General features: G+C 58.5%; 16 protein-coding genes and 1 pseudogene. 9 read left to right on the top strand and 8 right to left on the bottom strand.

Going from position 1 to position 12,444, the window contains the following annotated elements; translation table 11 throughout:
• Positions 1-2: 2 nt before the first annotated feature.
• Together BW974_RS02505 and BW974_RS24195 are read right to left on the bottom strand one after the other, a co-directional pair.
• Positions 3-503, bottom strand: coding sequence for a halocyanin domain-containing protein (locus BW974_RS02505; protein ID WP_076427687.1), 501 nt, complete (start codon positions 501-503; stop codon positions 3-5).
• A 95-nt stretch (positions 504-598) separates the two neighbouring features.
• Entirely contained in the window at positions 599-1,147 is a 549-nt protein-coding gene (locus tag BW974_RS24195; protein WP_084186181.1) for a DUF6220 domain-containing protein, read from the bottom strand.
• Between the two features lie 50 nt (positions 1,148-1,197).
• On the opposite strand from BW974_RS24195, the gene BW974_RS02495 reads away from it, so the two are divergent.
• Positions 1,198-1,845 (top strand): helix-turn-helix domain-containing protein, encoded by a 648-nt coding sequence (locus BW974_RS02495; protein ID WP_084186180.1) that lies wholly within the window; start codon positions 1,198-1,200, stop codon positions 1,843-1,845.
• A 221-nt stretch (positions 1,846-2,066) separates the two neighbouring features.
• On the opposite strand, the gene BW974_RS02490 is transcribed toward BW974_RS02495, so the two are convergent.
• On the bottom strand, positions 2,067-2,657 hold the full coding sequence (locus tag BW974_RS02490) for a 50S ribosomal protein L15e (protein ID WP_049971470.1): 591 nt from the start codon (positions 2,655-2,657) through the stop codon (positions 2,067-2,069).
• Positions 2,658-2,963: 306 nt separating this feature from the next.
• Here BW974_RS02490 and BW974_RS02485 point away from each other — a divergent pair, with 306 nt between their 5' ends.
• Complete coding sequence (locus BW974_RS02485; RefSeq protein WP_076430199.1) at positions 2,964-3,110, top strand: DUF1328 family protein; 147 nt, start codon at positions 2,964-2,966, stop codon at positions 3,108-3,110.
• Between the two features lie 47 nt (positions 3,111-3,157).
• Here BW974_RS02485 and BW974_RS02480 read toward each other — a convergent pair whose 3' ends face one another.
• Positions 3,158-4,075, bottom strand: a complete 918-nt coding sequence (locus tag BW974_RS02480) for a serine/threonine-protein kinase RIO2 (RefSeq protein ID WP_076427683.1) — start codon at positions 4,073-4,075, stop codon at positions 3,158-3,160.
• Between the two features lie 184 nt (positions 4,076-4,259).
• Here BW974_RS02480 and BW974_RS02475 point away from each other — a divergent pair, with 184 nt between their 5' ends.
• Together BW974_RS02475 and BW974_RS02470 are read left to right on the top strand one after the other, a co-directional pair.
• Positions 4,260-4,748, top strand: coding sequence for an Lrp/AsnC family transcriptional regulator (locus BW974_RS02475; RefSeq protein WP_076427681.1), 489 nt, complete (start codon positions 4,260-4,262; stop codon positions 4,746-4,748).
• A complete protein-coding gene (locus BW974_RS02470) occupies positions 4,745-5,884 on the top strand; it encodes a pyridoxal phosphate-dependent aminotransferase (protein WP_076427679.1) in 1,140 nt (379 codons plus the stop codon). Before BW974_RS02475 ends, BW974_RS02470 begins: the two co-directional genes overlap by 4 nt.
• Before the next feature lie 6 nt (positions 5,885-5,890).
• Here BW974_RS02470 and BW974_RS02465 read toward each other — a convergent pair whose 3' ends face one another.
• Complete coding sequence (locus tag BW974_RS02465) at positions 5,891-6,328, bottom strand: VOC family protein (RefSeq protein WP_076427677.1); 438 nt, start codon at positions 6,326-6,328, stop codon at positions 5,891-5,893.
• Positions 6,329-6,509: 181 nt separating this feature from the next.
• Here BW974_RS02465 and BW974_RS02460 point away from each other — a divergent pair, with 181 nt between their 5' ends.
• Together BW974_RS02460 and BW974_RS02455 are read left to right on the top strand one after the other, a co-directional pair.
• A complete protein-coding gene (locus tag BW974_RS02460; RefSeq protein WP_076427675.1) occupies positions 6,510-7,823 on the top strand; it encodes a TIGR00341 family protein in 1,314 nt (437 codons plus the stop codon).
• Between the two features lie 46 nt (positions 7,824-7,869).
• On the top strand, positions 7,870-8,679 hold the full coding sequence (locus BW974_RS02455; protein ID WP_076427673.1) for a lipoate--protein ligase family protein: 810 nt from the start codon (positions 7,870-7,872) through the stop codon (positions 8,677-8,679).
• A 133-nt stretch (positions 8,680-8,812) separates the two neighbouring features.
• On the opposite strand, the pseudogene BW974_RS26355 reads toward BW974_RS02455, so the two are convergent.
• A pseudogene (locus tag BW974_RS26355) lies at positions 8,813-9,220 on the bottom strand (redoxin domain-containing protein); the annotation flags it as partial.
• A 95-nt stretch (positions 9,221-9,315) separates the two neighbouring features.
• Between BW974_RS26355 and BW974_RS02440 the strand changes: the two are divergent.
• Positions 9,316-10,185, top strand: a complete 870-nt coding sequence (locus tag BW974_RS02440) for a deoxyribonuclease IV (RefSeq protein ID WP_076427670.1) — start codon at positions 9,316-9,318, stop codon at positions 10,183-10,185.
• Positions 10,186-10,259: 74 nt separating this feature from the next.
• Positions 10,260-10,445: a hypothetical protein gene (locus BW974_RS02435; protein WP_076427668.1), complete on the top strand. Its 186-nt coding sequence runs from the start codon at positions 10,260-10,262 to the stop codon at positions 10,443-10,445.
• A 21-nt stretch (positions 10,446-10,466) separates the two neighbouring features.
• Here the strand turns inward: BW974_RS02435 and BW974_RS02430 are convergent, their stop codons facing one another.
• Together BW974_RS02430 and BW974_RS02425 are read right to left on the bottom strand one after the other, a co-directional pair.
• Positions 10,467-10,811 (bottom strand): AzlD domain-containing protein, encoded by a 345-nt coding sequence (locus tag BW974_RS02430; protein WP_076427666.1) that lies wholly within the window; start codon positions 10,809-10,811, stop codon positions 10,467-10,469.
• Entirely contained in the window at positions 10,812-11,492 is a 681-nt protein-coding gene (locus tag BW974_RS02425; protein WP_076427664.1) for an AzlC family ABC transporter permease, read from the bottom strand.
• Between the two features lie 149 nt (positions 11,493-11,641).
• Here BW974_RS02425 and BW974_RS02420 point away from each other — a divergent pair, with 149 nt between their 5' ends.
• The gene (locus BW974_RS02420) at positions 11,642-12,433 is read left to right on the top strand and encodes a class I SAM-dependent methyltransferase (RefSeq protein ID WP_076430198.1); all 792 of its coding nucleotides are present in this window, start codon (positions 11,642-11,644) and stop codon (positions 12,431-12,433) included.
• Positions 12,434-12,444 lie beyond the last annotated feature (11 nt).

Raw genomic sequence — 12,444 nt, 5'->3', positions numbered from 1 at the left:
ATCTATTCGGATTCGTCTACCACGACGGCCCCCTTCATTCCCGACGATTCGTGGGGTTCACAGACGTATTTGTAGATTCCACTATTTTCGAGCGTGTACTCGAACGTATGTCCCTCAGAACCGGTGAACTCCGATTTGAACGTTCCGCCTCGTGCGGCAACGTTGTGTGAACTACCTCGTCCAGTCCATTCCCAGACGATGGTCGTTCCGGAGGATACCATCACACTCGCGGGGGCGAACGCCATGCCGCGACTCCCCGCTCCGACCTGCACAGTTACTTCGTCCTGTTCACGCCTATCGACGGTGCCGTTGTAGTTGTTGGCTCCTTCGAACCACCCGCCGTAGTCCGGTTCGTCTTCCACGTAGGACTCGTCCGGGTCTTTCGTTCCGCCACCATTCGTACCTGTTCCGCCGATACAACCCGCCAGCCCGACGGTTGCGGCCATCGTTCCGACCGTTCGAACGACGGTGCGCCGGGAGTAATTCGTTGCTTTCTCAGTCATTGTTCGATTGCCGACCGCGATTTTTCATAGCCGTTTCGAGTTTCGTCGTTCGTTTTTGTCTTGGTATTGTCATTGTGTGAGACTCGTCAGGGAACCTACTTCGCCCCAGTCCATCGCCATGCGCGCTGTATCGTGACTGTTGACAGCCAGAATATCAACACTGCGTTCACGGGGTGGACTGCTCCCACCAGCGACCCAAATCGGTGCGCAGTGCTGAACTGGACGAAAAACAGGACGAAGATGAGGACGGGAAGTCCCTTGTGGGTTCGTGAAAGCCGACCGAGGAAGGCAAGCACGAACAACAGCGCGAGGAACACCGGGAGAACGTTTCCGAACGCGACGTGTGAACTCCACCGTGCTGGGTCGATGAACACCGCCATTCCCGCGATGTATATCTGAATGAGCACCGCGAGGGTGAGGAGAACTGCCGTTCCGAGGTAGCAGTATCTCGCCCACCGAACTCGTGTCGTCGTGCTTTCGCTTTCGGTCGTCTTCTCCACACGTTCTGAATACGCCACATAGAGAGGATTTGCGGAGATATGAAAGAAAATTTTCGTGAACATGTTGCCCCACGACGGAAGCGAAGCAATCTCGGACTTGTCGATGACGATCCACAGAAAGCCGACACCGAACCAGACGAACACGTAAACATGTTCACCTCCATCTCCATTAGCATTCGATTCCAAGGACTCCCATGCCACGAGTACGTCTCAAAGTCGGCCCGATGCCGGATATGAAAGCCGTGGCGGAACAATTTCCGGACACGATTATCCGATTTTTGGCGAATTACCCGACCGACGAGGGAGTCTGTAGCGTGCTGGAAATTCGGACCGACGACCCAGAGCGATTCGTTCGAGACGCACTGGAGCAATGGGACATGGGGACTGTAGAAGTGTTACACACGGACGACAGCACGGTCGTCGTAACGACAGAGGGTCAACCGCCGGAGGGGTATTTTGTCTCCGAAGACATCGAATATCATCCGACCACTCCTGTCGTCGCTCGGGATGGCTATCTCTTCATCGAATTTGTAATGCCGGAATCGAAGATGGCAGCGATGTGGAAGTCACTCGACGAACGAAACGTCGAGTATCACGTCCAATCCATCACGGACGGATACGATGTCACCGATTCGCTCACTGCTCGCCAACGGGAAATTCTTACAGTCGCTATCGAACGCGGATACTACGACAATCCACGAACGTGCTCGCTTACGACCCTCGCCGAGGAACTCGATGTGAACAAATCGGTGATAAGCGGCGTTCTCCACCGGGCGGAAGGAGAAATCATAAAAGATGCTCTCGGTGACCCGAGGGAGAACAAAATGACGGAAACGCAGTAACGGACGAGTACATCGCCACATCGTATCATTCTCGAAATAGTAGTTTCATATTGCGGAATGTAGTTTATCGGACTGAATCTGCGACTGCAGACTACACAGCGAAAACAGCGACACACTCTCAGAGCACCCCGAAAACGGCCATATTGAGTATCATCGCTAAAAACCAGTCGCTAAGCAATCGCATCGAGTCAAATAAAACCGACGAGGAACTGCGACCGGCGTTACTTACCGCGGCCTTTGCCTTTCGAGTTGCTCGGACGGGTGTGTTCGGTACCCTTTCCGCGCTGTTGCAGGCCACGGTTGCTCTGGCCTGCGCTCGTGAGGCCACGCTGTGCGCGGCCACGGTGCGAATCGTCGCAAATCCAGTTCAGGTCGTCGTCGTTCTGGATGGCGGGGTGTTCGGGGTCAACGAGAATCACTTCGTGCCATTTCTGGCTCCCGTCTTCACCGACCCAGTAGGAGTTGAGCACACGAAGGTTCGGGTGCTTCTTGCTCACGCGCTCCTCGGCGATGCGCTGGATGTTCTTGCGCCGACCGAGGCGATTGACACCCTGCCGTTTGGAACGGCGGCCTGCTTTGTGGCGCTGTTTGCGTGCGCCACCTTTGCGGACGCTTGCGCGCACGACGACGATGCCCTGCTTGGCTTTGTAGCCGAGCGAGCGGGCACGGTCGAGTCGAGTTGGGCGCTCGATGCGCTCGATTGCGCCTTGTTTACGCCAGTCCTGTTTTCGCTGCCACTGGAGTTCGGCGAGCTTGCCGTCGTCCGGGTCTTTCCATGCGTCTCGGATGTGGGAATAGAAACTTTTTGCCATGGTCTATCACCACGGGCGTTGAGTGGTTCAGCGAGCGGGATTCGCAGAATCCCGCTCGCCACATTCCGTCCTGCGATTGCAGGTGCCCACTGGTGCCCGTTGACCAGCGAGTTACTGGAGATTCCCTATTCGCGGGTTTAAGGCCTTCGTCTTTCGCGCGGTTTTACATCCTGAGTCAGCATGTGGCCACAAACCGTATCTGCACCTTGCTATTTCAGCCCACACCGGAAAGCCACTGGGAGGCGTTACTTCACACATGAGCTTCGTGCTCCGATACGAATCCAGTGAGGTGGTGCACTGATGGCAATCCTCGAACTCGCAATCGCCTTTTTCGTCCTCGCAATCGTCGCGGGGGTGATGGGCGCGGGCGGAGTCGCCGGGCTGTCGATGGACATTGCGAAATGGTTGGTCATCATCTTCCTTGTGTTGGCGATAGTTTCGTTCGTGCTGTGACCGCCACTCCGTTTTTTTAGAACACAGAACACCCAGCAGTTGCGACGCTACTGTTCGTCGTCCGAATGGTCGCGCACCGATTCGAACTCACTATCGATAATTGCTTCAGCAACGCTCGGAACGTCCACCTCGCCGATGATTTGAGGGTATTTCCGCCGGAAATACCCGACGACGTTTCGCACGTCGCGCTCCAAGAACTCCGGCGCGTTCTGGTGGTCGGTCGGCACGGCCTGCGGCCAGTCGAACACCGTGACGCCTTCGCTATTGACGAACACGTTGTACTCGCTCATGTCCGCGTGGACGTATCCGCGGTCGTAGGCCTCGGCCATCTCCCCCAGAATGAGGTCTAACACCGGCACGACCTGCGGGTCTTCGAATTTCGCACGAGCGAGTTCGACGCCATCGACTTTCTCCATCACGATTGCGTGGCGGTTGTGGTCGATTGGCCGAGGAACGTTCACGTCCGGGTAGAGCGCTTCGAGGATGTCGTGCTCCCGTTCGGCGGCTTTCCGCGCCGTGTAGAGCCACGAAACGTGCTCTCGGTCGGAGGTGTAATCGCGCTCTTTCATCACTTCGCGGAAGTTCGTGTACCCCTCGCGGTGGTATTTCAGCGCGAGCGGGCGGAACGACTGGACTTCGTACACGTCGCTTTCCTTGCCGACGCCGAGCGGCGAGCCGACGCCCTGAATCGTATCGCGTTGCGAAAACGTTCGGAGCGCCAGCGCGTCGTATCCCTCGAAGGTGAGCGTGTAGCCTTCGTACTGAATCGTTTTGCGCTGGAGCAGTTCGCGGTCGAGACAGCGGTCGATTCGGTAGTCCACTTCCTCGGCGGTCAACCGCGAGAAGTTCGGGATTTTCTCCTTTTGAACCCACTCGCTAAAGCGCATCCCCTGCTCGACGCCGGAGAGCAAGTAGAAATCCGCTTGCTCCAACTCGGCCATCTCTGGCGCGACGTTCCGAACCATCGACTTCGTCTACTCGTCCGTAGCGTAAGGGGCTTGCGCCACGGCTTTCAGTTCGTGATTGGATGTGGTGTGTAGCGCATGTCCACGCCAAATAAACCAAATACTGCGATATGAAATCCGGATACTGCGACAACGGACTGTCAGGTGCGGCCAGATTCTTGTATCTCCCACTCACAGAACGTTCATGGACGCGAAACGGGAACTACTGTCGCTCCTGCTGTCGAACGCCCGCGAGGACACTGCTGACCTCGCGCGTCAAACTGGCCTTTCGGAATCGGAAATCGAATCGCGGATTGCAGCCCTCGAATCCGAGGGCGCCGTCCGAGGTTATCAGGCAGTCGTGGACTGGAGCAACGTCGCTGACGAACACGTTGAGGCGAAAGTCGAGTTGAACGTGGAACTCGACCGCGAAACCGGCTACGAGCAAATCGCACGCCGAATTGCGAAGTTTCCGGAGGTCGCATCGCTGCGGTTGGTTAGCGGAAACTACGATTTCGCCCTCGACGTAGAAGGCGAGTCGATGCACGACGTGTCGAACTTCGTCGCGGAGCAAATCGCGCCGATTCCGGAAGTGACCCAAACGGTCACGCATTTCGTGATGGAGACGTACAAGAAACGCGGCATCGAGTTCGACGACCGCGACGAAGACGACCGCCTGTCCGTCTCACCATGAAACCGGCAGACCGCGTCGAACGGGTTCCGCCGTCGGGGATTCGTCGCTTTTTCGAACTCGCGGAAGAGCGCGACGACATCATCTCGCTGGGCGTCGGCGAACCGGACTTCTCCGCACCGTGGTCGGCGCGCACCGCCGCAATCGACGCACTGGAACGCGGGAAAACGTCCTACACGGCCAACCGCGGGCGAAATGATTTGCGGGAAGCGATTGCTGACCACGTCCAGCGATACGATTTGAACTACGAACCGAACGAGGAAATTCTGGTAACTGCGGGAGCCAGCGAAGCAATAGACCTCGCGATGCGGGCGTTGGTCAATCCCGGCGACGGGGTTGCGATTCCGCAACCGTCGTACATCTCCTACGTCCCCGGCGTCACCTTCGCTGGCGGCGACCCAATTTCGGTACCGACCACCGCGGACGACGAGTTCGTGCTGACCCGCGAAGCTCTCGAAAAAGCAGGTGCAAAAGAGGCCGAAGCACTCGTCCTCTGCTATCCAAACAATCCCACTGGCGCGACGATGAGCCAGGACGAACTCGCGGAGGTGGCGGATTTTGTGCGGGAAAACGACCTGTTCGTCCTCTCGGACGAGATTTACGCCGCACTGACCTACGCCGGGGAACACACGTCGATTGCGACCCTGCCGGGGATGCGCGAACGAACTATCGTCTTCAACGGATTTTCGAAGGCCTACGCGATGACTGGCTTGCGGTTGGGCTACGCCCTCGGCCCCGAAGATGCAATCAACGCGATGAACCGCATCCACCAGTATTCGATGCTGTCGGCACCCGTGACCGCCCAGTACGCCGCGCTAGAAGCACTCCGGAATTGTGAGGACGAAGTCATCGAGATGCGCGACGAGTACAATCGCCGCCGGAGATTCGTCCTCTCGCGGTTCGACGAGATGGGTCTGGACTGCTTCGACGCGAGTGGCGCGTTTTACGCCTTTCCGGCCTGTGACGGCGATGACGAAGCATTCGCTGAAGACCTCCTCCGCGAGCAAGGCGTTGCCGTCGTCCCGGGAAGCGCCTTCGGAAAAGGTGGCAACGGCCACCTTCGCGTCTCCTACGCGACCGGAATGGCTGACCTTCGGGAGGCCATGAACAGAATCGAGACGTTCGTTCGAGAACAGTAGGCGCTATCAGCGCCCACCGTTCCGTCCAATTTGCTGACTTTTCGGCGCGATGAGTTCAACTTTCATTCTTTCGGGGTCTTCGAAATACACCGCGTAGTGGTCCTCCCCACCCGCGAACGGATGGTCATCTTCGTACAGAATCGGCACGTCGCGCTCCCGGAGCTTCGCGGTCAGTTCGTCTACTTGTTCGCGCGATTCCGCGTGAAACGCGAGATGGTTCAGGCCGGGGCGACAGCGATGGTATGGTTCGTCCAGATATTTCTCGTTGGCTTGCACGAGAACGATGTAGGTCGGGCCGCGTTTCCACGACCGACCGCCATCCCAGTCCTGATAGACGGAATAGTCGAGGTCGCCGAGTAGCCACCCCCAAAACGTAGCCGAGGGTTCGAAATCGGAGGCGTACAGTTCGACGTGGTGGAGGAGTCCGGACTGGGAGTCGTTCATAACGGGACACTCTCACGATGCCGAGATACCGCTATCGAATCGTCGGGAACGTGATGTCTTCCGAGAAATCCATCTTACGTGGTCGAAGTCAACCGTCGTGTTCGACCGTAATTTCAAAATCAAAATTATATGTTAATTATAATTTCAGATAAATTATATACTCTGAGATCATATATGGGGCATGCGTCTCGTTCAGGTGCTCATTCCGGAAGGACGCCGGTCTGACGTACTCTCGGTACTCGACGAGGAGGGAATAGATTACGCAGTCTGGGAGGAAACGGGTCGCGGTGACTTCGAGGCACTGGTTTCGTTCCCGGTACCCGAAACCGGCGTCGAACCCGTACTCGACCAGTTGTACGCGGCTGGCATCAAAGAAGACTCCTACACCATCGTCATGTCGACGGAGACGGTCGTCTCCGAGAAACTCGGGAGTTTGAAAGAGAGATACAGCGGCTATCGCATCTCGCGTGACGAACTCATCGCACGGTCCGAAGACCTCGCGCCCGCCGCCTCGACGTTCTTCATCTTCCTCATCGTGAGTACGCTCATTGCGACGACAGGCCTGTTGCTCGATTCGGCGGCAACCATCATCGGTGCGATGGTCATCGCGCCGCTGATGGGGCCCGCCATCTCGGCCAGTGTCGGGGCGGTTCTCGCCGACCGCGAGATGACTTCTCGCGGTGTGACACTACAGGTGACCGGTCTCCTTGCAGCAATCGCCGCCGCCGCTGTGTTCGGACTGTTCCTGAAAGATACCGTCTTTTTACCACCGGTCGATATTCGAACGATTCCACAGGTGCTAGAGCGAACCTCACCGAATTTTCTCTCGCTCTTTCTGGCATTGGGTTCGGGTATCGCCGGTGCCGTGAGCATCATCCGTGGAACCGGGTCGGCACTCGTCGGCGTCGCCATCGCGGTTGCACTCATCCCACCTGCGGCTACCGCAGGACTCGGCCTCGCGTGGGGGTACTCCGGCGTCGTCCTCACTGCGGGCGTCCTCGTGCTAGTGAACCTGCTCGCTATCAACCTCTCGGCGCTCATTTTGTTGTGGATTGCTGGCTACCGGCCCGAAGAAAGCGAGCAGGCAACACAGGCCCGCAGGGCAGTCCGCATTCGCATTGCGACAATCGCCCTCAGTCTCGTGTTCCTCTCAATCGTTCTCGGCACCATTTCGGCGGCGTCCTTCGCAGTCGGAAGCGTCGAAACCGATGCGAACAACGAAATCGAAGCGATGTTCGACAGCGGTCAATTCGGCGATATGGAAGTCGAATCGGTCAGCGTCGACTACGACATCGACGACGTGCTTCTCAACGACCCGGCAGAGGTGACAGTTATCGTGACGCATGGCCCGAACGAGCAACTGCCACCGGACATGGCACAGCGCATTGATAACCGTCTAACACAATCGACGGGACAGGTCAGCGCCGGTCCCTTTCACATTGACCAAGACATCGTCGTTGACGTGGTCTTCGTTCGGGGACAGACGACACGGTAATCGCTCGTCCGCAATCGCTTTGCCCGACCCCTTCTAATCCTCCAGCATGACGCTGGCGGAGAGGGACTGGCGGTTGATTCGAGAGGAGTCGTGGGACGGCCCGCTGAACATGGCGCTGGACGAAATTGCGGCCGAAACCGCGGCAGAAGGCGGCCCGCGAACCCTGCGCGTGTATCGCTGGAAGCCGAGTACGCTGTCGCTGGGCTATCGACAAGACCCAGAAACGGTCGATTGGGAGTTCTGCGAAAACGAGAACATCACCGTCACGCGGCGACCAACCGGCGGCGGCGGCATCTATCACGACAACTACGGCGAGATCTCCTACTCCATCATCGCGCCCGCGGAGGAACTGCCGGGGAATCTGATGGAAACCTACGAACTGCTCTGTGAACCCATCTTCGACGCCTTCGAGCGCATGGGCGTGAACGCGAAGTTCACCGAGGAGAAACTGCCGGTCATCCACCAACCTGCGTGCTACCTGCGCGAACTGCATCCCGCGCACGACGTGGTAGCGGGAGGGCGGAAAATCAGCGGCAACGCCCAGTACCGGCGGAAAGACGCCGTCATCCAACACGGGTCGTTGAAGTTCGCCCTCGACGCAGAACGCCATCTTTCGACGTTTTCGAATCCCGAGACGACACCCGAGACGTTCCACGAGCGCGTGACGACGATAAACGAGCAGGTCAGCATCGACCGCGCTGATGCTGTCAGCGCGGTCGAATCCGCGCTTCAGGAGTGGGGAGACGCGGAGGAAGACGAATGGATGGAGGATGAGTTGGTTCGTGCGCGCGAGCACGCACGAACCAAGTTCGGGAGTGAGTCGTGGACGAAACGCCGCAACGACCCAACTGCGTGAATCGACCCGTTCCGCCTTCCGAATCGAAGGGTTCTGAACCGAACGTATCTCCGATTGCTTCGTGGATTTCCGACAGCGGAGGCGTGTCCATCGTCGGGTCGATAGGATGGTTGCCGACCCAAACGTACCGAATCGTGGGGTCTTGGTCGATGAGGAAGCAGGAGCGTTTCGCGCGGTTGACGACCCTGAACGTGCGGTATTTTACGCCGAACGAGTCGGCGACTTCGAGGTTTTCGTCGGTGTAAAGCGGACACTGCAGACCGAGATGGTCGATGAATCGGCGGTGAGTTTTCGGGCGCGATTTGCTGATACCGACGACTTGCACGTGGTCGCCGCTGGCGAACCAGTCGTAATCGCGGGACGAACACTACTCTTCGATACAGTCGGGGGTGAAATCGTTCGTATAAAACGAAAGCAATACCGGCCCGTCTGTGAGGAGCGAAGAGAGCGACGTGTCTTCTACTTCCCCATCGTTGGTGACGAGTGGCGCGCTAAATTCGGGAGCCTCATCTCCGACCGACAAGTCACTGGAATCAGACATACGCGACAGACATACGCGAGCATCTCGTGCAGTCGATGTAAGCATTCGGAGACGGTTCGAAGTGCATTTGACCCCCGGATTACTAGTCGGAGAATATGCGAGTCGGAGCACACGTTTCCATTTCGAGTTCGAAGGTTTCGAGCGACGAGTCGAAACCGCCACACGACAACATCGCCAACGCGGTTTGCCGACAGGAGACATTCGGCGGCAACTGCGGGCAGATATTCACGACATCCCCGCAAGTGTGGAAAGACCCGGACATTAGCGAGGAAGAAGCGGAACTGTTCAAGCGAGAAACCGAGGAAAAATTGGATGGCCCGTGGGTCATCCACTCCTCGTATCTCGTCAACCTCTGTACGCCGAAAGACGACCTCCGCGAGAAGGCAATCGACAGCATGCAGAAAGAAGTCGATGCGGCGGACAAACTCGGCGTCGAGTACGTGAACGTCCACCTTGGGGCACACACCGGGGCAGGCGTCGAAGGCGGACTCGAAAACGCCGCCAGCGCGCTGGACGAGTTGGACATTCCAGACGGCGTCACGGTTCTCATTGAGAGCGACGCTGGGAGCGGAACGAAACTCGGCGGTGATTTCGAACATCTCGCAGAGGTACTTTCCGCATCCGACCAAGACCTCGATGTCTGTATCGACACGGCTCACGCTTTTGCGGCAGGGTACGACCTCTCCACCCGCGAGGGAGTAGAAGAAACCATCGAGGAGTTCGACGAAGTCGTCGGGCTGGAACACCTGCAGTGTATCCACCTGAACGACTCGAAACACGAGTGCGGCACGAACAAGGACGAACACGCTCACATCGGCAAGGGCCTCATCGGCGACGAAGGGATGAAGACGCTCATCAACCACCCCGAACTCGAAGACGTGCCGCTCGTCCTCGAAACGCCGACGGAAAACGGCAAAGGCTTCGCGTGGAACATAGAGCGCGTCAAAGAACTGCGCGAAGAGTAGGGGACAGTCCCGACAGTCGCAAGCACGGGGTACCCTGACCAATATTTTTGTACCTACGCTAACAACAATCGGCTATGCGCTCGCAGTCAAAAGCCCTCCAACTCGTCGGTTTGCTGGCGTTCGTCGTCGGTTTCGTCGGCTACACTGTCTTCGACTGGCGATTCGACTCGGCGGGAAATCCTATCATCACGGTGGTCGCCGTCGTCTGTGTCGTCGTCGCAATCGTCGTGACGATTCGGCGCTCACTGCAAAGCCAGTAGAGAAAAGTTCGAATCCATTTTTCACGCGAACAGGAAACTCAACAGCCACAGCGCGCCCATTCCGGCGACCAGCGTGGCCAGAATGTCCTCGGTTTTCCACGCGACGAGAACCGCCAATCCGCCCGCGAACAGTCGCAGATTGTCCGGCGAGAGCGCGATTGAACCGTCAGCGTAGACGAACTGCGGAACGACCAGCGCGGAGAGCACCGCCGCGGGAACGAATCTGAGCGCCTGCTCTACTCGCTCCGGAATGTCGTCCAGTCGCCCGAAGAAGGCGATGAACGACAGACGAATCAGGTAGGTTCCGAGACCCGCCACGATGATGATGAGCCACAGCATCTCCGACCCGAAATTCGTCTGTGGCATTCAGGCCACCTCCTCTACCAGCAGGCCAGCGACGATGCCGACGACTGCGGCCGTCACGAGGCCGAGGTTGAACGGCAGTCCGTTCGCGGCGACGGCAGTCACCCCGCCGACGACCGCCGCGACCGTGGTCGCGCGGTCGGTGACGCTCGGGACGAGCACCGCGAGGAAGACGAGGGGCACCGCGAAATCGAGGTGCCACCCCGAGGGGACGCTCGCGCCGAGGAGAATTCCGGCGACGGTGGCGATTTGCCACGTCACCCAGAGCGAGACACCGACGCCGAGGTAGTACCAGCGCCGATTCGTCTCCTCGTCCTGTTCGAACTTCATCAACGAAACCGCGTAGGCTTGGTCGGTGAGGAAGTACGACAACCCCGCCTTCCATCGGGCGGATTGACGTTTGAAATACGGCGCGATTGAGGCGCTGTACATCATCATTCGAAGATTGATGATGAGGACGGTCAGCACGACGACGACGGCGGGCGCACTCCGTCCGATGAGGTCTGCCGCGGCGAGTTGCGACGCTCCAGCGAAGACGAAGACGGACATGGCGAGCGCCAGCGGAGCGGAAAGACCGGCGCTCACCGCGGCGACACCGGCGACCATCCCGAACGGCAGGACGCCTAGCACGATTGGAAGAGAGACTCGGACTCCGGAGAGGAAATCAGCACGTGATGACGACACTACTTCATCGTAGGCCAGTGAGGAGGTATCAACCTTGGTATGGCGGTAAGTGAATTGGTATGGAAGAAGTGAAACGAAACAGTTTCGGACTGCACCCAGACCGTCCCGCTTTTCCCTTCTCTCTCCGAAATCCAAGCGAGGAATTAGCTATGCGAGAGTTCTCCGCCGACTATCTGGAACGAACGCGAGAGGGGATGTGGGAGTCCCGTGAGGCGCTTTCCGACCTCGAACTGGACTCCCGAAAACGCGTGCTCGATGTCGGCTGTGGAACGGGCGAACTCTCCCGCGTTCTGGCCGAAGAAACGGCGGGCGAAGTGGTCGGGACGGACGCAGACCCGCGACTGCTGGCGGTCGCAGGGGAACACGTCCCGGTCGTTGCGGGCGATGCTCATCGACTGCCGTTTCCGGACGACAGTTTCGACCTCGTGGTCTGTCAGGCGTTACTCATCAATCTCCCCGACCCGGAGCGCGCAGTCCGGGAGTTTGCCCGCATTTCGTCCGACCTCGTGGCCGCAGTCGAACCGGACAACTCGGCCGTCTCGGTCGAATCGACCGTTTCCGCGGAGGGCGACCTGTCCCACCGCGCCCGCGAAGCATACGTAGACGGCGTCGATACGAACGTCGCACTCGGCGGAGAAGGAACGCGAAACGCGTTTTCGAACGTCGGTATTTCCGACGTTTCGACCCGGAAGCATCACCACTCGAAGACGGTCGCGCCGCCGTACTCGGCGCGCGACCTCGAAGCCGCGAAAAAGAAAGCGACTGCGGACGCGCTCCGCGAACGACAGGAAACGTTGACCGGTTCGCTCACGGCCGACGAGTACGAGCGATTGCGCGCGGAGTGGCGGGAGATGGGGCGGTCGGTCATCGAGCAGATGCAGAAAAACGAGTATCGGCGGGCAGAGGTCGTTCCGTTTTACGTCACGACAGGGCGGGTGTGAGTGAAGATGGC

The organism is Haladaptatus litoreus, assembly GCF_900156425.1.
Taxonomy (GTDB): Archaea; Halobacteriota; Halobacteria; order Halobacteriales; family Haladaptataceae; genus Haladaptatus; species Haladaptatus litoreus.
This window is presented reverse-complemented; position numbering and strand designations above follow the sequence as displayed.